The 22,837-nt window shown below is 74.5% G+C and carries 15 protein-coding genes; 2 read left to right on the top strand and 13 right to left on the bottom strand.

All coding sequences use genetic code 11. The features are described 5' to 3' along the window. The 5 genes from AB0C02_RS21520 to sbnA all read right to left on the bottom strand — a co-directional run bounded on the left by AB0C02_RS21520 (window position 1) and on the right by sbnA (window position 13,109). Window positions 1-9,204, bottom strand: coding sequence for an amino acid adenylation domain-containing protein (locus tag AB0C02_RS21520; RefSeq protein WP_357550465.1), 9,204 nt, complete (start codon window positions 9,202-9,204; stop codon window positions 1-3). A gap of 117 nt (window positions 9,205-9,321) precedes the next feature. Further along, a complete protein-coding gene (locus AB0C02_RS21515; protein ID WP_357550464.1) occupies window positions 9,322-10,110 on the bottom strand; it encodes an ABC transporter permease in 789 nt (262 codons plus the stop codon). Beyond that, the gene (locus AB0C02_RS21510; RefSeq protein WP_357550463.1) at window positions 10,107-11,069 is read right to left on the bottom strand and encodes an ATP-binding cassette domain-containing protein; all 963 of its coding nucleotides are present in this window, start codon (window positions 11,067-11,069) and stop codon (window positions 10,107-10,109) included. The genes AB0C02_RS21515 and AB0C02_RS21510 overlap by 4 nt, the downstream gene beginning before the upstream one ends. Before the next feature lie 17 nt (window positions 11,070-11,086). Then, complete coding sequence (gene sbnB / locus AB0C02_RS21505) at window positions 11,087-12,109, bottom strand: 2,3-diaminopropionate biosynthesis protein SbnB (protein ID WP_357550462.1); 1,023 nt, start codon at window positions 12,107-12,109, stop codon at window positions 11,087-11,089. 10 nt (window positions 12,110-12,119) lie between these two features. Further along, window positions 12,120-13,109 carry a 2,3-diaminopropionate biosynthesis protein SbnA gene (gene sbnA / locus AB0C02_RS21500; protein WP_357550461.1) on the bottom strand — a complete coding sequence of 330 codons (990 nt, stop codon included), beginning with the start codon at window positions 13,107-13,109 and terminating at the stop codon, window positions 12,120-12,122. 196 nt (window positions 13,110-13,305) lie between these two features. On the opposite strand from sbnA, the gene AB0C02_RS21495 reads away from it, so the two are divergent. After that, window positions 13,306-13,815: an NUDIX hydrolase gene (locus tag AB0C02_RS21495; protein ID WP_357550460.1), complete on the top strand. Its 510-nt coding sequence runs from the start codon at window positions 13,306-13,308 to the stop codon at window positions 13,813-13,815. Window positions 13,816-14,229: 414 nt separating this feature from the next. Here the strand turns inward: AB0C02_RS21495 and AB0C02_RS21490 are convergent, their stop codons facing one another. Genes AB0C02_RS21490 through AB0C02_RS21455 form a run of 8 tightly spaced genes read right to left on the bottom strand, consistent with a single transcriptional unit; the run spans window position 14,230 to window position 21,973 of the window. Beyond that, on the bottom strand, window positions 14,230-15,174 hold the full coding sequence (locus AB0C02_RS21490) for a beta-ketoacyl-ACP synthase 3 (protein ID WP_357550459.1): 945 nt from the start codon (window positions 15,172-15,174) through the stop codon (window positions 14,230-14,232). Window positions 15,175-15,195: 21 nt separating this feature from the next. Further along, window positions 15,196-15,915: a DsbA family protein gene (locus AB0C02_RS21485; protein WP_357550458.1), complete on the bottom strand. Its 720-nt coding sequence runs from the start codon at window positions 15,913-15,915 to the stop codon at window positions 15,196-15,198. Next, on the bottom strand, window positions 15,912-16,814 hold the full coding sequence (locus tag AB0C02_RS21480; protein WP_357550457.1) for a thioesterase: 903 nt from the start codon (window positions 16,812-16,814) through the stop codon (window positions 15,912-15,914). Before AB0C02_RS21480 ends, AB0C02_RS21485 begins: the two co-directional genes overlap by 4 nt. Continuing rightward, entirely contained in the window at window positions 16,811-17,623 is an 813-nt protein-coding gene (locus AB0C02_RS21475) for an alpha/beta fold hydrolase (RefSeq protein WP_357550456.1), read from the bottom strand. The genes AB0C02_RS21480 and AB0C02_RS21475 overlap by 4 nt, the downstream gene beginning before the upstream one ends. Further along, on the bottom strand, window positions 17,620-18,552 hold the full coding sequence (locus tag AB0C02_RS21470; protein WP_357550455.1) for a beta-ketoacyl synthase N-terminal-like domain-containing protein: 933 nt from the start codon (window positions 18,550-18,552) through the stop codon (window positions 17,620-17,622). Before AB0C02_RS21470 ends, AB0C02_RS21475 begins: the two co-directional genes overlap by 4 nt. Next, a complete protein-coding gene (locus AB0C02_RS21465) occupies window positions 18,542-19,669 on the bottom strand; it encodes a beta-ketoacyl synthase N-terminal-like domain-containing protein (protein WP_357550454.1) in 1,128 nt (375 codons plus the stop codon). Before AB0C02_RS21465 ends, AB0C02_RS21470 begins: the two co-directional genes overlap by 11 nt. Beyond that, window positions 19,647-20,768 (bottom strand): beta-ketoacyl synthase N-terminal-like domain-containing protein, encoded by a 1,122-nt coding sequence (locus AB0C02_RS21460; RefSeq protein WP_357550453.1) that lies wholly within the window; start codon window positions 20,766-20,768, stop codon window positions 19,647-19,649. Before AB0C02_RS21460 ends, AB0C02_RS21465 begins: the two co-directional genes overlap by 23 nt. Next, the gene (locus AB0C02_RS21455; protein WP_357550452.1) at window positions 20,765-21,973 is read right to left on the bottom strand and encodes a beta-ketoacyl-[acyl-carrier-protein] synthase family protein; all 1,209 of its coding nucleotides are present in this window, start codon (window positions 21,971-21,973) and stop codon (window positions 20,765-20,767) included. Before AB0C02_RS21455 ends, AB0C02_RS21460 begins: the two co-directional genes overlap by 4 nt. 285 nt (window positions 21,974-22,258) lie before the next feature. Between AB0C02_RS21455 and AB0C02_RS21450 the strand changes: the two genes are divergently transcribed. After that, window positions 22,259-22,834 (top strand): DUF3995 domain-containing protein, encoded by a 576-nt coding sequence (locus tag AB0C02_RS21450; RefSeq protein WP_357550451.1) that lies wholly within the window; start codon window positions 22,259-22,261, stop codon window positions 22,832-22,834. Window positions 22,835-22,837: the final 3 nt, after the last annotated feature.

The following is a 22,837-nucleotide window of genomic DNA, read 5'->3' as shown; positions in this document are numbered from 1 at the left end:
TTACCCCCACTCCGCTTCCAGTTCGTCCTCGAACTCGTCGATCTCGTCCTGGGACAGCGAGGCCAGCGTCAGGTCGGACGGGGTGTGCCCGCCGGTGCCGCCGGCCGCCGCGTACGCCACGATGCCGTCCAGGGCGGTCCGCCAGTCGTCGGCGAGCTGACGGACGTCGGTGTCGTCGAGCAGCCCGCCGGGCCAGCGCCACACCGCGGTGAGCCGCGGCCCGTCGGCGGTGTCGGTGGTCCAGCTCGTGACCTCGATCGGGTACGCCACCGGCTGCGCCGGGTCCGCACCGCCGCCGAACTGCCCGGCGGTGCCGCCCAGCCGGCCGAGGTGGTTGAACATGATCTGCGGCTCGGCCAGTTCCGCCAGCACGTGCGCGGTCTCGCTGTTCAGATGTCGAAGCAGGCCGTAGCCGAGGCCGTCGTCGGGCGCGGCCCGCAACTGCTCCTTGACCCGCTTGAGTGCGCTTCCGACGGCAGCGTCGCCGTCGCGCACCTGGTCCCACTCCACCGTCCCCGGATCGAGGCGGACTGGAGCCAGGCTCGTGAACCAGCCGACGGTGCGGGACAGGTCGATTCCCGGTACGTCGTCGGCGCGGCCGTGCCGCTCCAGGTCCACCAGCACCGCCGGGTCGGCGCCCAGGCCGCGCCGCTGCCGCCGGTGCGCCACCGCGAGGGCCAGCGCCGCCAGCAGCGCATCGTCGACCCGGGCGTGGAACAGCGCCGGCACGACGGTCAGCAACGACTCCGTCTGCGGGGCGGGCAGCTCCACGTGCAGTTGCGCGAGGGTGGCGACCGTGTCCCGGGCCGGGTCCAGCGGGCGCCGGGCCAACGCCGGCTCCGCCTGGTCGAGCAGTTTGGTCCACAGTGGCAGCTCGGCGAGCCGGGCCGGGCCGTGCGCGTCCCGGACCAGGTGTTGCGCCCATTCGCGCAGCGACGTGCCGACCGGGGTGAGCCGGGGCGCCGTGCCGGGCGCGGCGTCGAGGGCGGTGGTCAGGTCGGGCAGCAGAATCCGCCACGAGACGCCGTCGACGACCAGGTGGTGGGCCAGGATCAGCAGCTGTCCCGGCTCGCCGCCGCCGTCGCACCAGACGACCCGCAGCATCCGACCGGCGAGCGGGTCCAGGTCGGCGCGGGCCGCGTCGGCCAGCGCGGCCAGGTCGGGACCATCCCCGGTGGCGGGTACGTGGGTGATCAGGTCGGCGGCGGCCACGCTGCCGCGCGGGCCGATCACCAGCCGGCGCTGTCCGGCCGGGCCGGCCAGTCGTATCCGCAGCGCGTCGTGGTGGTCGAGCAGCGCCTGCACCGCGTCGCGCAGCCGGTCGGCGGTCAGCCCGGCCGGCGCGGGCGCCACCACCGACTGGTGGAACCCGCCCAGCGGGCCGGCCCGGTCCAGCCACCAGTGGGCGATCGGGGTCAGCGGCAGCTCGCCGATGCCGGCATCGGGATCGGTCGCGGCGGTGCCGGTCGCCTCCCGGGCCACCGCAGCCAGCGCGGCGACAGTCTTGTGGGTGAACACCTCGCGCGGGGTGAGTTCCAGCCCGGCCTGCCGGGCCCGGCTGACCAGCTGGATGGAGACGATGCTGTCGCCGCCGAGGTCGAAGAAGCTGTCGTCGACGCCGATCCGGGGCAGCCCGAGCACCTCGGCGACGAGACCGGCGAGCAGTTCCTCACGCGGGGTCGACGCCGCCCGCCCGCCGGTGGTGGCCTCGGCGAAGTCGGGGGCCGGCAGCGCGGCCCGGTCGAGCTTGCCGTTGGCGGTCACCGGCAGGGCGTCGAGGGCCACCACCGCCGCCGGGACCATGTACTCCGGCAGCCGTTCGGCGACGTGCGCGCGCAGGACGGCCGCGTCGACCTGCCGCCCGGCGGCCGGTACGGCGTACGCGACGAGGCGTTTCACGCCCGGCTGGTCCTCCCGGGCGAGGACCACGCACTGCCCCACCGACGGGTGCTCGGCGATGGTCGCCTCGATCTCGCCCAGTTCGATCCGGAACCCGCGGATCTTGACCTGGTGGTCGGTCCGACCGACGTATTCCAGCACCCCATCGGGGCGCCAGCGCACCACGTCCCCGGTCCGGTACATCCGCTCGCCGGGTGTGACGGACGGGTCGGTGGCGGCCAGCGTGGCGGCGAACGGGTCGGCGACGAACCGCTGCGCGGTGAGCCCGGCCCGGCCCTGGTAGCCGCGGGCCAGTTGCACGCCGGCCAGGTAAAGCTCGCCGGCCACGCCGGGCGGCACCGGCCGGAGGAACCCGTCCAGCACGTACAGCCGGGTGTTCCAGACCGGCGCGCCGATCGGCACGGTCCGCTCCCCCGGCCGGCACGCCCAGTACGTCACGTCGACCGACGCCTCGGTCGGGCCGTACAGGTTGTGCAGGCCGACGCCGTGCGCGCCGGCCGGGTCGAGGGTGGCGAAGAACCGCTCGGCCAGGTCGGCGGGGAGCGCCTCGCCGCTGCAGATCACCCGCCGCAGGCCCGTGCAGTCAGCGGCGGTCGGCTCGGCCAGGAACGCGGCCAGCATGGACGGAACGAAGTGGAGGGTGGTGACCCGTTCGGCGCGGATCAGCCCGGCCAGGTACGCCGGATCCTTGTGCCCCTCGGGTCGGGCCACCACCAGGGTCGCGCCGACGATGGTGGCCCAGAAGAACTCCCAGACCGACACGTCGAAGCCGGACGGGGTCTTCTGCAGCACCCGGTCGGCCGGGGTGAGCCGGTACTCGTGCTGCATCCAGGCCAGCCGGTTGACGATGCCCGCGTGCGGCACCACCACGCCCTTGGGGCGGCCGGTCGAGCCGGAGGTGTAGATCATGTACGCCGGGTTGGCCGGGCGCAGCGGCCCGGACCGGTCGGCGTCGGTCAGCGCCGCCGGGGGGCGGTCCGCCACGGTCTGGCGTACCTCGTCGCTGTCGAGGACCAGGCCGGCGCCCAGCGCGGCGGTGGCCCGGGTGGTGAGCAGCAGCGCCGGGCGCGCGTCATCGAGCAGGTACGCGATCCGGTCGGCCGGGTAGTCCGGGTCGACCGGCAGGTACGCCCCACCGGCCTTGAGCACCGCCCACAGCGCGACGACCAGGTCGAGCGAGCGGGGCACCGCCACGGCGACGAACCGTTCCGGTCCGACGCCGTGGCCGATCAGCAGCCGGGCCAGCCGGTTGCTCGCCTCGTCCAGCTCACGGAAGCTCAGGCCGGTGCCCTCGAAGAGCACCGCGACGGCGTCCGGGGTGGCGGCGGCCTGCCGGGCCAGCAGGTCGGGCAGGGTGGCCGCCGCGACCGGGTGCTGGGTGCCGTTCCACTCGGCGAGGACCCGGTGGCGTTCGGCCGGGGTGGTCGGGTCGAGCCGACCCACCGGGGCGGACGGCTCGGCGGCGATGTCGGCCAGCAGCCGGTGCATCCGATCCAGCAGCGCCCCGGCGGCGGTCTCGTCGATCAGGTCCGGCCGGTACTCCAGCCGCAGCCCCAGCCGGTCGCCGGGGACCAGCACCAGGGTGAGCGGGTAGTGGGTGGCGTCGAGCCCGTGCACCCCGCGTACGGCCAGCCCGGTGCCGGCCAGGTCGAGCACGGACGGGTCGACCGGATAGTTCTCGAAGACCACCAGGGTGTCGAAGAGTTCGCCGTGCCCGGCCAGCCGCTGGATGTCGGGCAGGCCGAGGTGCTGGTGCGGTTGCAGCGCGGTCTGCCGCTCCTGCAACCCGGCCAGCACGGTGGTGACCGGTTCGGCCGGGTCCAGGCGGACCCGTACCGGCACGGTGTTGATGAACAGGCCGACCATGGTCTCCACCCCGGGCAGCTCGGCCGGGCGGCCGGCGACGGTGGCGCCGAAGACCACGTCGTCGCGGCCGGTGAGGCTGCCGACGAGTACCGCCCAGGCGCCCTGCACGACGGTGTTGAGGGTGACCCCGGCCGCCCGTGCCGCGCCGGTCAGGGCCTCGGTGAGCGACGCCGGCACCTCGCGCAGCAGCTTGGCCGGCGGCACCGGACCGCGCTCGGCGGCGGCCGGCGCCACCAGGGTCGGCTCGGTCAGGCCGGCCAGCGCCGTGCGCCACGCCGCCTCGGCCGCGGGCACGTCCTGGCGGGCCCGCCAGGCGGGGTACGCCCGCGCGTCGGCGACCGGCGGCAGCGCGTCGGTACGGCCGGCCGTGCGGTACAGCGCGAAGAGTTCCCCGGCGAGCACCGGCATCGACCAGCCGTCGAGCAGGATGTGGTGGTTGGTCAGCACCAGCCGGTGCCGTCCGCCGGGCAGCCGGATCAGGGTGAAGCGCAGCAGCGGCGGGCGGGTCAGGTCGAAGCGTTCCGCTCGGTCGGCGGCGAGCAGTTCGGCGAGCCGGGTGTCCACGTCGGCCGGGGCGACCCCGGTCAGGTCCGGGTCGCGCCAGTCCACCTCGACCGTTTCCGGTACCACCTGCACCGGGCGGCGCAGGTCGTGGTGGGTGAAGCCGGCGCGCAGTCCGGGGTGCCGGTCGAGCAGCGCCTGGGCCGCGCCGCGCAGCCGCGCGCCGTCCAGCTCGCCGTCGAGGTCGAAGACGAACTGCACGGTGTAGATGTCCGGGGCCTGCTCGTCGTAGGCGGACAGGAACAGCAGCCCCTCCTGCAGCGGGCCGAGCGGCAGCGCGTCGGCCAGCGTCGGGTAGGTCTGTTCCAGCCGTTCCACCTCGTCCTGGTCCAGCTCGACCAGGGGCAGGTCGGAGGGGGTACGACCGCCGGCGCCGGGTCGGGTCGCGTACCGCGTGATCGCCTCGATAGTGGCGAGCCAGCCGTCGGCGAGGTCCCACACGTCGCTGTCGGTGAGCACCCCGTCCGGCCAGCTCCACTCGGCGGTGAGCCGGGGCCCGTCCGGCCCGTCCACCAGCATCGCGTTGATGTCGAGGGGATGGGCCGCCGGGAGCGCGCTCGCCCCACCGGTGGCGACCTCGCCGTCGACGGTGAGCAGCGACCAGTCGGCGCCGTCGTCGGCGGTCAGCCGGCCCAGGTAGTTGAAGCCGATCTGCGCGGCCGGGGACCCGGCGACGGTGGTGGCCCGCAGCTGTTCCTTGATCCGCTTCACCGCCCGGTCGACGGCCGGGCCGCCCGCGAGGGCCTCGGTCGGGTCGAGGTCGCCGAGGTCGAGCCGCTCCGCGGCCAGCCGGGTGAACCAGCCGACCGTCCGGGACAGGTCGAGCCCGTCCAGGCCGTCGCGGCCGTGTCTCTCGACGTCGACCAGCAGGCTGCTGCCGGCAGCGGGGGCGCGGCGGCGTCGCCAGTCGGCCACGCTGACCGCCAGCGCGGCCAGGAGCAGGTCGTCGACGCCGGCGTGCCACCGTGGGGCGGTGCGCAGCAGCGCCTCGGTGCGGGCCGCCGGCAGCGCCACGGTCCGGCGGCGGGCCGCCGCCTCGGTGTCGTCCGGGCCGACCGGGCGCCGCCCGAGTGGCGGGTCCACGACGGACCCGGCCGGCTCGGTCGCCGCCGCCGGAGCGGTGACCCGGCGGGCCCAGGTGCGGTACGAGGTGGGCACCGGCGCCAGGCGGGGCGGCTCCCCGGCCGCGCTGGCCGCCACCGCGGCGGCCAGGTCGGCGAGCAGGATCCGCCAGGACACGCCGTCCACGGCGAGGTGGTGGACGGCGAGCACCAGCCAGCCGGGGTGCTCCGCCCCGGCGTCGCCCCACACCGCCCGCACCAGCCGCCCGTCGCCCGGCCGCAGGCCCGCCACGGCGTCCGCCCGGGCGGCGTCGATCGCCGCGCCCGAACCGGCGGCGCTCGGCCCGCCGGATGTCACGGCGGTCGGCCCGGCGGCGACCCGGCGCAGGCAGTCGGCGGCGGACACCGCGCCCCGGGGTGGCACCGTCAGCCGCCACGCCGAGCCCTCGCGATGCAGGGTCAGTCGCAGGGCGTCGTGGTGGTCCAGCAGCGCCTGCAACCCGGCCACCAGGTCCGCCTCCCGCAGCCCGGCCGGGGTACGCACGACGACGCTCTGCGCGACGTCGTCGACCGAATGGGTGGTGCCCGCCCGGGCGCGCAGCCAGTCGACGATCGGCGGCAGCGGCACGTCCCCGAGCGCGGCGTCCGGGTCCTCGGCCTCGGCCGAGGAGAGTTCGCCGGCCACCCGGGCCAGGGCGGCCACCGTGCGGTGCGTGAACACGTCGCGCGGGGTGAGACGCAGCCCGGCCTGCCGGGCCCGGCTGACCAACTGGATGGAGACGATGCTGTCCCCGCCCAGGTCGAAGAAGCTGTCCTCGGCGCCGACGCCGGGCAGCCCCAGCACCTCGGCGAAGAGCCGGGCCAGCAGTTCCTCGCGCGGGTCGGCCGCCGCCCGTCCGGCGCCGGCCGCCGCCGCGAAGTCCGGTGCGGGCAGGGCCCGGCGGTCCAGCTTGCCGGTGGGGTTCAGCGGCAACGCGTCCAGCAGCACGAACGCCGCCGGCACCATGTACTCCGGCAGCGCCGCGGCGACGTGCTCGCGCAGTTGGGCCGGGGTCGGCGCGGTCGCGGCGTCGGCCGGCACCAGGTATCCGACGAGCTGGGCGGTGACCCCGCCATCGGCGCGGGCGACCACCGCGGCCTGGGCCACGTCCGGGTGCGCCAGCAGCACCGACTCGATCTCGCCCAGCTCGATCCGGTAGCCGCGCACCTTGACCTGGTGGTCGATCCGGCCGAGGTAGTCGAGGTGACCGTCCGCCCGCCAGCGGACCAGGTCGCCGGTGCGGTACATGCGGGCGCCGGGCGGGCCGAACGGGTCGGCGACGAAACGTTCGGCGGACAGCCGTGGCCGGTGGAGATAGCCACGGGCCAGGCCGGCGCCGGCCAGGTACAGCTCCCCGACGGTGCCGGGCGGCACCGGGCGCAGCGCGCTGTCCAGCACGTACACGCGGGTGTTGGTGGTGGGCGCACCGATCGGCGGGGCGACGCCGTCGGCCAGGTCCCCGCCGTACCAGGCGGTGGAGTAGACGGTGGCCTCGGTCGGGCCGTAGATGTTCGCCACTTGCGCACCCGGCAACGCGGCGTCGATGTCCTGCACCGCCTGGGCCGACAGCGCCTCACCGGCGAGCACCACCAGGTCGGCGCGGGCCTCAACCGCGCCCCCGGCCAGCAGTTGGGCGAAGGCCGAGGGGACCGCGCTGATCAGGCTGCCGGACCAGCCGTCAGCCCGCTCGGCGAGCGCGAGCAGGTCGTCGACCACCTCGATCTCGCCGCCGCAGGCGAGCGGGCCGAACATCTCGAAGACCGACACGTCGAAGTTGAGCGAGGTGCTGGCCAGCACCCGCGACAGCGCGGCCGGGCCGATCTCCGCGACCGCCCAGCAGGCCAGGTCGACCGCGTTGTCGTGGCTGACCACCACGCCCTTGGGTCGGCCGGTGGAGCCGGAGGTGTAGATGACGTACGCCGGGTGGGCGCCGCGCAGCGGGCGCCGCCGGTCGATGTCGGTCAGGTCGGTGTCGTCCTGCCCGGCGAGCAGGGCGGCGACGACGGGCTCGTCGAGTCGCAGCAGCCGGTCCGGGTCGCCGACCGGCAGGGCGTCACCGGCGTCGCCGACGGTGAGCACCAGCCGAGGGTCGGCGTCGGCCAGCATGAACTCGATCCGGTCCGCCGGGTAGCGCAGGTCGACCGGCAGGTAGCCGGCGCCGGCCTTGAGGACGGCGAGCAGGGCGACCATCATCTGCGCCGACCGGGGCAGCGCCAGCGCGACCAGCCGTTCCGGGCCGGCGCCCCGGGCGACCAGCAGCCGGGCCAGCCGGTTGGCTGCGGCGTTGAGCTGGGCGTAGGTCAGCGTGGTGGGGCCGCAGGTCACCGCCGGGGCGTCCGGGGTTCGGGCCACCTGCTGCTCGATCAGCGCGGGCAGCCGCACGTCCGGCACCGGCCGGGCCGTGTCGTTCCACTCGCGCAGCACCCGCCGGCGCTCGGCGGCGCCGGCCAGGTCGAGTCGGCCGACCGGGGTGTCCGGCGCGTCGGCGGCGGCGTGGGCGAACGTGTCGAGGAAGGCGGCGAGCCGCGCGGCGTGCCCGCCGACCTGCTCGTCGGCGTAGAGGTCGGCGTTGGCGTCCAGGTCCAGCCGGACGTCGGCGTCGCCGCGTCGGGCGTCGAGCACCACGGCCAGGTCGTCGACCGGGCCGCCGGCGAGGTTGTGGTCGGTGCCGGTGGCGGTGCCGAACGTGGTGCCGGCCCCGCCGGGACCGGCGTCGAGCAGGAGGTTGACGTGCGGGCCGAGCACGGACGCGCCGCCGGTCAGGCCCAGGTCGCGGTGCAGGTCCTCGAACCGGTAGCGCTGATGGCGCAGCACGTCGTGCAGTTCCCGGGAGACGCCGGCGACCAGCGCGTCGAGGGGGGCCTCGGCGCGTACCGCGAGGCGCAGGGGCGCGATCGTCGAGACCATGCCGGGGGTGCTGCGGGCCGCGGCGTCCCGCCGGGCGGTCAGCGGCAGCGCGAGCACCACGTCCGCGTTGCCGGTCAGCCCGTGGTAGTAGGCCGCCACCGCGGCCACCACGATCGCCGGCACGGCGACGCCGTGTGCCCGGGCCGCCGCCCGCAGTCGGCCCATCGTCGCCGGATCCAGCCCGGCGGTACGCCGGATCAGCCGGCGCGGGGTGGCCGGCCGCCGGTCGGCGAGGCTGGCCGGGGTGGGCTGGTCGGCGTACCGCTCGGTCCAGTACCGACGGTCGCGGTCGAACCGTTCACCGGCCCGGTAGTCGGCCTCCGCGTCGGCCAGTGCCCGCAGCGGCCCGAACGGGGGCGGGCCGGGCTCGTCGCCGCCGCACAGTGCGGTGTAGACCTCGGCCACCCGCCGGGCCACCAGCACCATGCCGTACCCGTCGAGGGCCAGGTGGTGGTAGCACTGGTACCACAGGGTCCGGTCGTCGGCCAGGCGCAACAGCGCGTACCGGAACAGCGGCGCCTGCCCCGGGTCGACGGGCCGGGCGGCGTCGGAGCGCATCCAGTCCAGCGCGGCGGCGTACGGGTCGGCCTCGGCGCGCAGGTCGAGTACGGGCAGCGTCCAGTCGAGCGACGGTGACACCGACAGCACGGGCTGCCCCTCGACGGGTTCCTCGACCCGAATCCGCAGTGCCTCGGTGTCGGCGACGGTGCGGCGCAGCGCCGCCTCGAACGCCGCGCGGTCGAGCGGGCCGGTCAGGTCGGCGTACTCGGCCAGGTTGTAGATCGGGTTGTCCGGGTCGAGTCGCTGGGCCAGCCAGACCCCGAACTGCGCGGTGGTCAGCGGGCAGTGAACAGGCTCGTGGTCGGGCACAGCAGTCCTCCGGAGCTACGGACGCGGCGTGTTCGCGGGTGGCTGGATGCTCGGGTGGTGCGCGGACGGGGGCCGCCCGGCCGGACCGGCGCGGGCGGCTTCCTCGTCTGGACAGGGTCAGCGGCCCCGGGCGGCGGCCCGGTAGGTGCGGGTGGCCAGCGTCGCGCTGACCACCAGCAGTACGCCGGTCAGCAGCAGCGAGGCGGCGACCGGGTGCCGCATCGGTAGCGCGTCACCGGCCGAGCCCGGGTTGCCGAACAGGTCCCGGCAGGCGGCGACGACGGCGGACAGCGGGTTCCACTCGCACACCGCGCGCAGCCAGCCCGGCAGCCCGTGCAACGGGATGAACGCGTTGGACAGGAACGTCATCGGCATGACGACGAGGAAGGCGACGGCGCTGACCGCCTCGGAGGAGCGCAGCTTCAGCCCGAGGAGGACCCCGAGCCAGGAGGCGGCGAAGCCGAGCAGCAGCAGCAGCCCGAAGGCCGCGAGCACCGATCCCGCCCCGGCGTGCGTACGCCAGCCCATCGCGAAGCCCACCACCGCCATGGCGACGCAGGCGACCACCACCCGGGTGAGGTCGGCCACGGCCCGGGCCAGTGGTACGGCGAGCCCGGCGATGGGCAGCGAGCGGAACCGGTCGTCGATGCCGTTGCCCAGGTCGTCAACGACACCCAGCCCGGTGTGCTGCAGGTTCGTGAGCATCATCTGGGCGAAGATGCCGGCCATCAGGAACTCCCGGTAGCCGCCGCCCCGCACCTCGATGACGCTGCCGAAGAGGTAACCGAAGATCACCACGTACGCGACCGGCATCACGGTCACGCCGAGCAGCCGCATCGGCACCCGGGACAGGTGACGCAGGTGGCGGCCCACCAGGGCCGAAGTCTCGACAGCCAGGGTGGTCATGCCGTTACCTCCGGCTTGTCGGTGGTGCTTCGTCCGGTGAGGGAGAGGAAGACGTCGTCCAGGGTGGGCGCGCAGCTGGCGAAGGACTCGACGTCGATCCGGGCGGCGTCGAGCGCCGTCGCCACGGCCGCGATGCCGGTCAGCCCGTCGGTCAACGGCAGCCGCAGGCTCGCCCCGTCGTCGTCGAGCACCGGTTGATGCGTGGTGACGGCGGTGAGGGCGGCCACCGCGTCGGCGCGCTGCCCGCCGTCGCGCAGCCGGATCTGCAGCTGCTCGTCGCCGACCTTGCGCTTCAGCTCGTCGGGCGTGCCCTCGGCGATCACCTTCCCGCCGTCGAGGACCAGGATCCGGTCGGCGAGCTGGTCGGCCTCCTCCAGGTACTGCGTGGTGAGCAGCACCGTCGAGCCGGCGGCCACCTGCTCGCGGACCATCGTCCACAGGGTTCGGCGGTTGGTGAGGTCCAGCCCGGTGGTGGGCTCGTCGAGCACCAGCACCGGCGGGTCGGCGACCAGGCTCGCGGCCAGGTCGAGCCGGCGCCGCATGCCACCGGAGTAGGTGCGGGCGGCCCGACCGGCGGCGTCGGTGAGCTGGAACCGCTCCAGCAGTTCGTCGGCCCGGGCGCGGGCCGCCCGGCGGCCGAGGTGGTGCAGGACGCCGATCAGGACGAGGTTCTCCCGGCCGGTGAGCAGCTCGTCCACGGCCGCGTACTGGCCGGTGAGGCCGACCCGTCGGCGTACCTCGCGCGGTTGGCGGACCACGTCGTGCCCGCAGACCCGGGCGGTGCCGCCGTCCGGCGCGAGCAGGGTCGACAGGATCCGCACCATGGTGGTCTTGCCGGCGCCGTTCGGGCCGAGCAGGCCGAGCACGGTGCCGGCCGGCACGGCGAGGTCCACCCCGGCCAGGGCGGTGTGCTTGCCGTAGCTCTTGCGAAGCCCCTCGGCCTCGATCGTCAGGTCCACGTGCCAGCCCTCCAGAGTCAGTTCGCCGGCGGGAAGAAGTCGGCGATCGGCCGGCCGCCGCCGGCGGCGCGTACCCGGTCGAAGGCCCACGCCCCGACGGCGAGGTCGAGCACCCCGAGGCCGAAGGGCGCGAAGATCGCGGCCCGGTCGGGGTCCCGGCGGACCCGGCCGCGCAGCACGTCGGCGAGGGTGCCGGCGACGAAGTCGCGGTGCCCGACCTGCTGTTCGGCCAGGTGCAGCGAGGTCCGTTCACGGACCGCGTGCTCGACGTCGTCGGTGATGTTCTGGCCGGCGAGCACGATCTCCGGCGACAGGTCGCGCAGGGACAGGTGCAGCACCACCGGTCGGTGGGCGAGCAGCGCCGGGTCGTGCAGGTGCGGCTCGCCGGCCACGGTGGCCAGCACCACGAGGTCGGCGCCGAACGCGTCGGCCGCCTCGGGGACCACCTTGACCGCGCCGACCCCGTCGGCGTGCAGGGTCGCGGCGAACCGCTCGGCCGCCGCCGGGTCGAGGTCGAACAGCCGGTACTCGCCGACCTCCCAGTCCAGGTCGCGCAGGAAGCGGCGGACGTGCTCGGCGATCAGGCCGGTGCCGAGGAAACCGACGCTGGCGACCCGCCGGCCGCCGACCAGTTCCTGCGCGCCGAGCACCGCGGACGCCGCGGTGCGGGTCGCGGAGATCAGCGAGGACTCCAGGCAGGCGTACGGGTAGCCGGTGGCCAGGTCGTTGAGCAGCAGCACCGCCGACGCCCGCGGAATGCCGTGCGCGGTGTTGCCGGGGAAGCTGGCGATCCACTTGATACCGGCCACGTCGAAGTCGCCGCCGAGGTACGCGGGCAGGGCGATGATCCGGTCCCGGGGCAGCTGCGGGAAGCGCAGGAAGCTGCTGTGCGGTAGGGCGGTGGCTTCCTCGTCGTGGGTGAGGTAGGCGCGGCGTACCGCGTCCACGCAGGCGGCCCGGTCGGCCTCGATGGCCGTGGCCACCTCGGCCGCGGTCACCACCGTGAACGGCGGGACGGTCGGCGGCTGGGTCTCGGTCATGCTGTTCCTCTCACACCAGCGCCACGGACTGGCCGCGGTCGCGTTGGGCGATGAAGCGGGCGACCCACTCCGGGTCGTACACGGTGTCGGCGTATCCGTGGCCTCGGTCGGCGCACAGGAAGGCGACGGTCGGTCGGGGTCCCCGGTGGTCGGCGAAGTACCGCTCGATGGCGCTGTAGACGCTGCCGGTCGACCCGCCGGCGTACAGTCCGTGCCGCTCGAACAGCTCGTGGCAGCCGCGTACGGCGTCCGCCTCGGGCACGAGCATCACGTCGTCGACGCTGGCCTTGCCGACCAGCGGCGGCACGATGCTGGAGCCGAGCCCGGGCAGGCGCCGCTTGGCCGCCGGGCCGCCGAAGATGACCGAGCCCTCGGCGTCGACGGCGACCACCCAGGCGTCCGGGTGCAGCCGCTTGAGCCGGGTGGACAGCCCGGCGATGGTGCCGCCGGTGCTCACCCCGACGAACAGGTAGTCGATGCGGGGCAGGTCCCGGCAGAGTTCGGCGCCGGTGAGCAGGTCGTGCGCCTCCAGGGCGTCCGGGTTGGCGTACTGGTTGGGCCAGTAGACCGAGGGCAGTTCCGCCCGCAGCTCCTCCACCCGACGCAGCCGCGTGGAGAGGTAACCACCCGCCGTGTCCGGTTCGGTGACCTTCTCCACCCGGTCGCACAGCCGGCGCAGGTACGCCTCGGTGCTGGCGTTGACGTTCGGGTCGATCACCGGGATGAAGGTCAGCCCGATCCAACGGCAGAACGAGGCGAGCGAGATGGCGAAGTTGCCCGACGAGGACTCCACGATGGTGGTCTGCTCGGTGATGTCTCCACGCTCGACCGCCCGCTTCAGGATCCAGTAGGCCGAGCGGTCCTTGGAGCTGCCGTTCGGGTTGACGTACTCCAACTTGGCGTACAGGTTCAGCCGGTCGTGACGCAACTGCACCAGCGGGGTACGCGGCATCGCCCGCCCGACCATGGCCAGGCTGCCCAGCAGCGCCTCACGGCTCACGGCTATCACTTCCGCACTGGAACATCACTCGTACTCCCCCGGCTCGGAAGAAGGCCCGGCGGCTCACGTCGGGCGACGCGGCGGGCGGATGGGACGCCCGCTCACGGTCGATCACCCACCTCGGGGTGTGCTCGCATCGGGATCGGGGACAACTAGCAGGCGGCTCGAGCCGCCGGCCCGGGCATAGGATCGCTCGATGACTGACGCCGCCGTAGAGCCTGATCTTGACTACATCGCGGGCGTGACGCGGGTGCGGGCTGCAGCGGGTGTGCTGTTGCTGGACGAGGCTGGTCGTGTGCTCGTGGTGCACCCCACTTACAAGGACATTTGGGAAGTTCCGGGTGGAATGTTGGAGCCCGACGAGTCGCCGTTGCAGGCGTGCGAGCGGGAGATCCAGGAGGAACTCGGCTTGGCCCTACCCGTTGGTGACCTGTTGTGCGTCGACTGGGTACCGCCCAGCCCGCCCTGGGATGGCGGGCTGATGTTCCTGTTCGACGGTGGGGTGCTCAGCGGCGAGCAAATCGCCGCGATGCGACTGCGCCTGGAAGAACTGGACAGGTTCGAGTTCGTCGAACCTCCAGCCCTCGGGCAGGTGTTGATCCCTCGTCTGGCTCGAAGGGTCACCGAAGCGTTGGGCGCGCGGCGTGACGCGCGAGGGGTGTACCTCGAGGACGGCGTCCAGCTTGCCCGGTGTTCGACGCCGTGAGGTAGTTCGTCCCTGCCGCAGTGGCGGGGCGCGGCTGGACCATGCCGGCCAGCGCGCCCGGCAGGGCCGGGGCCGCCGGTGCCGCCAGAAACTCCGCCGTCGAGCTGCGGTCGATCGCGGTTCGAGGACGACCGGGCAGACTCGTTTCCGTGCGACACCGGCGGCCGTCACGAGAGGCCACCCGGGCCGGGACCCGACCGGAGGCCGGCCAGGTGCGCACCGCGGCGAGGCGTGGCCCGCGGACCAGGGGTCGACGATCTCGGCCCGGGTCCTCGCCAACTCCCCGGAACCCGGGAAGTTTGGCGCGGCCCGCCTCGCCGCCCCCCGCGATCTCGCATTTCCTGCCGCCGTGCGACGGGCGGGAAAGCTCGCCTCTTGGCGACCAAAGTGCAAGATCACGGGGGTCCGGGCGCCTCACGGGCAGTGGATCACCTGGCCGGCGTAGGTCAGTCCGCCGCCGAAGCCCAGCAGCAGCACCGGGGCGCCGCTGGGCACCTCCCGCCGCTCCACCAGCTTGGCCAGGGCGATCGGGGTGCTCGCCGACGAGGTGTTGCCGGACGAGACGATGTCCCGGGCGATCACGGCCTGCTCGACCCCGAGGTCCCGGGCGACCGCGTTGATGATGCGCAGGTTCGCCTGGTGCGGCACGAACCCGGCCAGCTCCGCCGGCTTGATGCCGGCCCGCAGACAGGCCTCCTCGGCGAGCGGCGCGAGCGCGGTGGTGGCCCAGTGGAACACGGTCTGACCGTCCTGCGCGATCCGCGCCTCACGGCCCTCGATACGGATCGCCGGCCCGCGTTGGGCTGACCCGCCCCACACCACCGGGCCGACGCCCGGCTCGTCGGCGCCGACCAGCACCGCGGCCCCCGCACCGTCGCCGAAGAGGATGCAGGTGCTGCGGTCCTGCCAGTCGATGAAGTCGGTCAGCCGTTCCGCGCCGATCACCAGCGCGGTGCCGGCGGCGCCGGCCCGGATGGCGTGGTCGGCGGTGGCGAGCGCGTACGAGAAGCCGGAGCAGGCGGTGTTGATGTCGTACGCGGCCTGCCCGGCCATGTCCAGGCTCGCGGCGACCCGGCTCGCCACGTTGGGCACCCGGTCGATGGACGTGCAGGTGGCGACCACCACCAGGTCCACCTCCGCGGGCTGCACGCCGGCCGCGCCGAGCGCCTTGCCGGCGGCGGCGGTCGCCATGTCCGCCACCGACTGGTCCTCGGCGACGTGCCGTTGCTGGATGCCGACCCGGCTGCGGATCCACGCGTCGTCGGTGTCGACCAGTTGGGAGAGCTGCTCGTTGGTGAGTACCCGCGGCGGTTGGTAGTACCCGAGCCCGGCGATGCGGGATCCCTGCCAGGTGCGCACTGTCGTCTCCTTCCCTACCGGCTAGCCGCAGCCGCCGGTCTCGTCGTGGTCGAATGAGCCGACCGTGGCCAGCGCCGCCACCGGCAGGCTGTCCAGCAGATCGGGTGACCCGCTCCCCGGGTCGGTGCCGCGCGGCGCCCGCACCGCCGCCTCGACGTCGGCGACCCGGTCCACGCCCCAGTAGCGCTGCCGGTCGACGATGAACAGCGGGATGCCGAACACCTCGTCGTGGTGCGCGCTGACCAGCGCCGACACGCCCATGTCCCGGATCCGGTCGTCGTCGACGGCGGCCATCAGCTCGGCGCCGGGCAGCCCGGCGGCGTCGCATGCGGCCCGCAGCACCGCCGGGTCGCTGATGTTGTCGCCCCGATCCCAGCGGGCCTCGGTGACGACCCGGTAGAACTGCCGTTCGCAGCCCAGTTCGCGGGCGCGCAGCCAGCCCAGCGCGGACGGCTCCCACCAGGGCGCCACATCCACCGGCCAGACCAGGCGGTAGCCGAAGCCGGCGGCGAGCCGCTTGGTGTCGTGCAGGATGTACAGGTGCTTGGCCTTGCTCATCACGGTGTAGTGGAAGTCCGCGCCCTGGGCCTCGAGGCCGGCCCGGGTCCGGGCGTCGGGGTCCCAGAACGGCACGTACTCGAACCGGTCCGCGAAGTCCGGTACGCGTTCCTCGAGCTGGCGTAGCGCCATCCAGCTGAACGGGCTCTGGAACGAGAAGTACACCCGGGGTCGACCGGTCACGACGCGCTCCACAGCAGCGCGGCCTGCGTCTGCGCGTCCATGACGGCGACCTGGCCGGCGTCCGGGCCGCTGGCCACCCCGTACCCGTGGGTGATCGAGCCGGTGGCGGTGTGCACGATCCGGCCGTCGCGCACCACGTAGCAGTCCATCCGGCCGGTGAACATGACGTCCTTGACGATGTCGTCGACGGTGAAGACGGTGTGCAGTTCCTCCTCCAGGTACGCGTCGGCGAGCAGCCGCACCTGGGACCGGGTCACGGCCGGGATCCAGTTGCGTTCGGTGAGCATCCGCCGGATCGAGATGCCGCGGTCGGCGAGGTACCGGTGCACCACCTCCTCCAGGTCGCGTACGTAGCCGGAGTGCTGCATCCGGTCGGAGAACTGGCAGTGCGGGTACGGGATGGTCTCGCTCCAGCGGAAGCCCGGCCGGAACGCGGCGGGCGCCTCGGCCGGGGGGCGCAGGGCGGCGGGGTCTGCCACCACCCGGCCGGCGACCTCGGCCGGTGGCGCGTCGAGGGTCCCGGCGGGCGCGACGAACGCGACCCGGACCTTCCCCTTCAGCACCGGCACCGGCTGCCCGTCCCGCTCGACGGTTAGCGTGACGGCGAAGGTGTCCTCGGCGTCGTTGCCGCCCGGCGCGGGCGTCGCCTCGGCGTGTACCTCGTCGTCGACGAAGACCGGGCCGGGCAGCCGCACCGAGTGCTCCACGATGGACAGCTGGACGCCGGAGTCGTGGAACAGCCGGCCGGGGCCGGTTCCTCGGTCGCGGTAGTACTGCAGCACCGCGTCCTCGGCCAGGTACACGAACTGTTTGAAGCCGACCCAGGTGCCGATGTTGGCACCCTCGTATCGCGGCCGCCCGCGGTAGCTGGCCGGTCGGGCGTCGAGGGCAACGGTCATGCGACAACCTCCAGGGTGGGACCGGTCGGCGACGGTGCCGGCACGACGCGGTCGAGGAACTCGGCACACTCGGCGGCCACCTCGGCCGCCTCGGTGATGTGACAGAAGTGGCCGTAGTGCGGGTGGATGCTGACCTCCACCGCCGGCATCACGGTGAGCGAGTTGGCCCGTACCCCGGCCAGTCGCTGGTCACCCCGGCCGGCTAGGACGAGGGCCGGGGTGTTGACCTGCCCCAGCGCGGGCCGTGGCGTCGCGAGCAGCCGGTCGAGGACCAGCTCGGTGGCGCCGTCGGGCACCCGCGCGACGGCCTTGTCCACCATCGCGGCGAGCACGTCGTCGGCGACGTGGGCGGCGCGCGGGCCGAGCCGGGCCCGCAGCCCGTCGGCCACCACCTGCCGGATCGCCGCCCGGGTGCGGGCGACCAGCACCGGGTGGGGGGCCTGTTCGGCGGGGCGGACCAGCGGCGCGAGCAGCACGGCGGCGCGGACCTCCGGCGCCGGCCGGGTGGCCAGGTGGTCCAGTACGGCGTTGGCGCCGAAGGAGTGGCCGACGAGGATGTCGACGGGTTCCGGCAGGTCCGCCAGAGCTTGCCGCAGCCACTCGGCGGGCCTGGCGCCGTCCGTCAGGGATCGGCCCGGGTCACCGCTCCACGGGGCGTCCACGGTGTACCACCGGTAGCCGGCGCCGAGCAGCGCGGCCAGGTCCTGCCAGGTGGTCCCGTTGTCGGCCAGTCCGTGCACCGCCGCCACCACCCGCGCGTGCCCGGGTGCCGGGTCGGCCCTGGGCGCGGCGAGCAGCCGCCAGGTCATGTTCCGTTCCCGTCGCGGTACAGCCGCGCGGTGGCGAATCCGTCGCCGGCCGAGCCGCAGGTCAGCACCGCCTCGCTGCCGTCGTCGACGCCGGCCGGGCGGGTGGCCGGGTCGGTCAGCCACCGGGTGGCGAGCGCGGTCTGCAGCACCCCGGCCGCGCCGTAGCCGGCGTCGATCAGGGCGGCCAGGTCGTCGGCGGCGCCGCTGCGCGACGCGTCGCCGCAGGCCAGCCGGATGGTCGGCGGCTCGCCCGCCGGGATCGGCTCCGGTGCCCGGTGTCGGCGTACCGAGTGCAACCGCACCCCGCCGGGCCGTTCGGCCGGGGCGAGCACCACGCAGGCGGCGATCCCGTGTGGCGGGCCGGGCGGCAGGCCGGCGGCGACACGCAGCGTGGTGGCGATCTCGTCGGCCGGTTCGGCACCCACCACGATGACGCGGGGTGCCCGGCCGCTGCGCACCAGCAGGGCGCCGAGTCGTAGCGCGTCGAGTCCGCCGGTCGAACCGGAGCAGACCATCAGGTTGGGGCCGGTGAAGCCGTACCGGATGGCGATGCTGCTCGCGATGATGTTGCTGGACGCGTTCGGCGCCTGCATCGGGCTCACCCCGCGCAGGCCGCCCGCGCGCACCTGGTCGACGATGTCGCAGACGGTGGCGACGTTGCCGAGGTTGGAGCTGACCACCACGGCCGTGCCGGCGGCGCCGGGCACCGGCGCGGTCGGCCGGCCGGGAGGCAGTCCCAGAGCCCGGTGTACGGCGCACAGCGCGATCCGCACCGCCGGTTCCTTGAACAGCAGCCCCTTGCGGCCGAGCAGGGTGTGCGCCTCGTCGGGGCCGCAGTCCGGCTCGGTGGCCGAGGCGATCAGCCGGTCCGGGGCGAAACCCGGCACGTGTACGGTCGCGGCCTCGACCGCCACCCGGTCACCGCTCACGCCGCACCTCCACCAGGCAGACGGCGTTGACGCCGCCGAATCCGAACGCGTTGATCTGGGCCACCCGGGCGTCGGTGCCGGCCGGCTCGCCGACGACCAGGTTCAGCGGGGCCGCCTCGGGGATCGGCGTGCGCAGCCCGACCACCGGCGGCACCTGGCCGTGGCGCAGCGTCTCGACGGCGACGAGCAGGCTCATCAGCCCGGCGCTGCCGGAGGTGTGCCCGATCGCGCCCTTGATCCCGGTGACCAGCGGCCCGGGGTGGGCGTCGGCGAAGAGCCCGGCCAGCACCCCGGCCTCGGTCGGGTCGTTCAGCGCGGTGCCGGTGCCGTGGGCCAGCACCAGGCCGACGTCGGCCGGGTGCAGCCCGGCCCGCTGGTAGGCGTCGGTCATCGCGGCGCGCAGGCCGTCCGGGTCGGGCGCGGTCTCGTGGTACGCGTCGCAGGACATGCCCACCCCGCGCAGCTCGACGGCGGCCCCGGAGTCCGGGGCGCGCTGCACGACCACGGCCACCGCGCCGTCGCCGAGCAGCACCCCCTTCCGGTCGGCGTCGAACGGCCGTACCGCGTCGCTGGACTCGTCACCGACCCGCCCGATCATGGCGAGCATGCTCTCGGCCATCGCGTCCGCGCCGCAGGCCAGCACCGCGTCCGCCTCGTCGAGCTCGATCAGGTCGGCGGCCAGGGCGAGCGCGTGCGACGAGGCCGCGCAGGCGTTGGAGACGGTGACGACGTCCTCGATCCCGGGCAGCGCCCCGCGTACGGCCGCGCCGAAGTGCAGTGCGTCCGGGTCCACCGGCTGCCCGTCGGCCCGCCACCGCTCGACGGCGCGCAGCTCGCGCAGCCCGGTGCCGACCACGGCGACGACGCGCTGCCGGGCGCAGTCGAGCCCGGCCTCCCGGGCCGCCGCCGCCACGCACTCGGCCAGCCACGCGCTGGCCCGGTACGGCCGTTCCGGGCCGGCCGCGTCGACGTGGTAGCCGTGGCGGACGTTGACCCCCTCCGGGGCGACGTACCGCAGCGGCTGCCGGCCGGATTCCCCGGCCAGCAACGCCTGGTACGTCTCGGCGGTGTCGCCGAGGCTGGTGCGCATCGCGCTACCGGTGATCGCGAGCGGCACGCGCGTTTCCCTTCAGCAGGGCGGCGCCGACGGAACCGTCGGCGGTGCTGGCGACGATCAGCGAGAGGCAGTCGTCGTGCTCCGGCTCACCCCGGTGGTGCGCCAGCACGGCGGCCACCTGCAGCGCCCCGGCCGCGGTCGGGCAGTTGCCGACCAGATCGGTGATCGCCACGCGGCTCGCGTCCGGGCCGACGGCCGCGTCGAGCGCGTCGTGCTCGGCGGCGGCCCCGGTGGTGACCACGGTGGCAAGCTCCTCGGGGGCGACGCCGGTCTGGTCCAGCACCCGGCGCACCCGGTCGGCGAGCGCCGTGGCGAGGTCGGTCCGCCCGCCGGTGTGACCGAGGTCGACCGCGATGATCTCCACGACCGGGTCCCGGCCGGCGGCCCGCATGGCGGCGGCGTCCTCGACCAGGAAGACCGCGCCGCCTTCGCCCCCGACGGTCGTCGGCGCGTCGCCGGCCCGGTGGTCGGCCCAGGCCATGTGCGGGGTGTACTCCTCCATCGCCCCGACCAGCAGCGCGTCCGCCCGGCCGCGCCCGAGCACGGTCATCGCGTAGCGGAGGGCGGCGAGGGTCGCCATCGGGCCGCCGGCGAGGGTGGCGTTGACACCGCGCAGCCCGTGCCGGATCGCCGCTTGGCCGGCCGCGCAGTTGAGCACGGTGTTGGGGAACAGGATCGGGTTGACCAGGTAGGGCTTCTCCTGCACCAGCGTGTCGCGGCTGTAGTCGCTGGTCGACTGGAGGCTTCCGACGCCGGTGCCGAGCACCACGCCGATCCGGTCCCGGTTGTCGTCGCCGACGACGAGGTCACTGTCGGCCAGCGCCTGCCCGCAGGCCAGCATCGCGAAGGCGGTCCGTCGGTCGAGGAAACTGGTGCCCTTGCGGCCCAGATGGTCGCGGGCCCGGAACCCGGCCAGGGCGTACGCCCGCGGGTCCGGGACCGGATCGTCGGTCAGCTTCGCCGCCTCGACCGTGCCGTCCCGCCCGGCACGCAGCCCGGCGGTGAACTCGTCGGCACCCAGCCCGTATGGGGAGAGGACACCCCAGCCGGAGACGCCGAGCGCAAGGGTCGCGGTACGCGGTTCGGTGGTCACGGTCATGCGGGCCGTCCAAGGATCGTGATGGCGTTGTTGCCGCCGAAGGCGAACCCGTTGACCTGGACGACGCGCGGCTGCGCGGGGCGTGCCTCGTTCGGCACGACGTCCAGGCCGGGCATCGCCGGGTCGGTGGTCACGTGGTTGATGGTCGGCGCGAGGAAGCCGGCCGAGATGGCCAGCGCCCCGGCGAGGGCACTGAACCCGCTCGCCGCGCCCATCGTGTGGCCGAGGATCGACTTGACCGAACTCATCGGCGGCATCCGGTCGCCGAAGACCTCGCGCACCGCCTCGTACTCGGCGATGTCGTTTGCGGGGGTGGCGGTGCCGTGGGCGCAGATGAAGTCGACCTCATCGGGCTTGATGCCGGCGTCCCGATGGGCCAGCCGCATGCAGCGGGCCACGCTCGCCGCGTCCGGGGCGGTCGGATGCTTGGCGTCGCAGGTGAGCCCGTAGCCGAGCACCTCACAGTAGACGCGGGCGCCGCGGGCCCGCGCCGAGTCCAGGCTCTCCAGGAACAGCGCGACGCCGCCCTCGGCGGTGATCACCCCGGCGCGGTCCCGGTCGAACGGCGCGCATCGTTCGGCGGCGAGCGCGCCCAGCCGGTAGAAGCCGGCGTGCGCCCACCGGCACACCGAGTCGGCGCCACCGACCATCATGTAGTCCTGTTCGCCGGTGGCGATGGCGTCGAAGGCGTACCCGAGGGCGTAGTTGCTCGCCGAGCAGGCGGTCGAGACGGTCAGCGTCGTACCCCGCAGGCCGAGTTCGCGGCTGACCGCCTCGGCGACCCGTCCGGCGGGCAGTTGGCGGGCCAGCGCATCCGGCGTGCTCGGGTAGCCGTGGGCCAGCCAGTGCTCGGTGAGCCGCTCCACCACCTGGGATTCGCCGCTGGTCGTACCCATGCAGACGCCGAACCGGTCGGACCGGTCCGGTATGTCGGTGGCCTGCGCGTCGCCGAGCGCGAGCCGGGCCGCGGCGGCGGCGAATAGGCTGCTGCGGCCCCATTCCGCCGGGTCGAGCCGGCGGAGCATCCGACGCGGCTCGAAGTCGTGCACCTCGCCGGCCCGATCGGTGAGGAAACCGGTGGTGTCGAAGCTGGCGATCGGCGTGATCCCGGTGCGCCCGGCGCGCAGCGCCGTCGTGAAGGCATCGATGCCGGTGCCGATGCTCGACACCGGACCGAGCCCGGTTACCACAACCCGTCGGTTCATCACCAGGAGTCCTTTGTGAGTCCTTGGGCCGCGTCCGGCGGCGAGCGCCGCGCGCCGCCCCGTCATCCGCAGCGTGGTCGGGCTTTCACCGTCGGGGCAGCGGCTTGTGGCGGCCTCGCGGCGGCCTCGATGTCGCCTCGAACACACCGACCTCGGGTCGAGCGAAGGTAGAGGGCACTTCGAGGGGGCCGGGCAAGTGTGGCGGGCCCGGCGCACGCGACCGGACCGACGTCCACCGATACCATCCCGGCTGACCCGACGAACCCGACCAAACGGGAGGACCCGTTGACCCGCAGTACCGCAGCGAGTACCCATGGCCGGCGCGACGGCGGCACGGCCGCCCCGGTGGGGCGAGGCGATGTCCGGCCGGGCGCCTGGGCCGGATACGGGGCCTGTGTCTGGTCGTTGTTGTTCGCCGCGCTCAGCTTCTACTGGGCGGCCGGGGGGCTGGTCGGCGCGGCCACCATCGGCCCGGCCGTCGCGGGCCCGGCGTTGGCCCGGGAGCCGGCGTTCGTGGCCCTGTTGTGGGCCACCGCGGTCCTCAAGCTGATCGCCGCGGCCCTCGCCTTAGCGCTGGTCCGGCAACTGCCGCGCTGGGCGCCACGCTGGCTGTTGCTGCTTCCTGGCTGGGGCGCCGCCACCCTGCTGTCCGTGTACGCTCTGGCCAACCTGGCGCAACATCTGCTGATCGTGGCCGGGGTGGTCGACGTCCCCGCCGGGCTGGGCCGCGCGGCGCTACCGTGGCACCTGCTGCTCTGGGATCCGATTTGGCTCGCCGGTGGCCTACTGTTCACCTTCACGGCAATCCGCTACTCACGGCTCACCAGACGGACAACGAAACAACACAAATTGGTGAACTAGTTG

Source organism: Micromonospora sp. NPDC048999, from assembly GCF_040649295.1.
In the GTDB taxonomy this organism is placed as follows: Bacteria; Actinomycetota; Actinomycetes; order Mycobacteriales; family Micromonosporaceae; genus Micromonospora.
The sequence above is the reverse complement of the archived record's forward strand: the minus strand, read 5'-3'. Positions and strand labels throughout refer to the sequence as shown.

Bases quoted from the DNA above. Each gene is read 5' to 3' on its own strand.
- AB0C02_RS21460 (WP_357550453.1), bottom strand. From the start codon at position 20,768: ATGACCGTGACCACCGAACCGCGTACCGCGACCCTTGCGCTCGGCGTC.
- sbnB (WP_357550462.1), bottom strand. From the start codon at position 12,109: ATGACCGAGACCCAGCCGCCGACCGTCCCGCCGTTCACGGTGGTGACC.
- AB0C02_RS21495 (WP_357550460.1), top strand. From the start codon at position 13,306: ATGACTGACGCCGCCGTAGAGCCTGATCTTGACTACATCGCGGGCGTG.
- AB0C02_RS21475 (WP_357550456.1), bottom strand. From the start codon at position 17,623: ATGACCTGGCGGCTGCTCGCCGCGCCCAGGGCCGACCCGGCACCCGGG.
- AB0C02_RS21480 (WP_357550457.1), bottom strand. From the start codon at position 16,814: ATGACCGTTGCCCTCGACGCCCGACCGGCCAGCTACCGCGGGCGGCCG.
- AB0C02_RS21455 (WP_357550452.1), bottom strand. From the start codon at position 21,973: ATGAACCGACGGGTTGTGGTAACCGGGCTCGGTCCGGTGTCGAGCATC.
- AB0C02_RS21515 (WP_357550464.1), bottom strand. From the start codon at position 10,110: ATGACCACCCTGGCTGTCGAGACTTCGGCCCTGGTGGGCCGCCACCTG.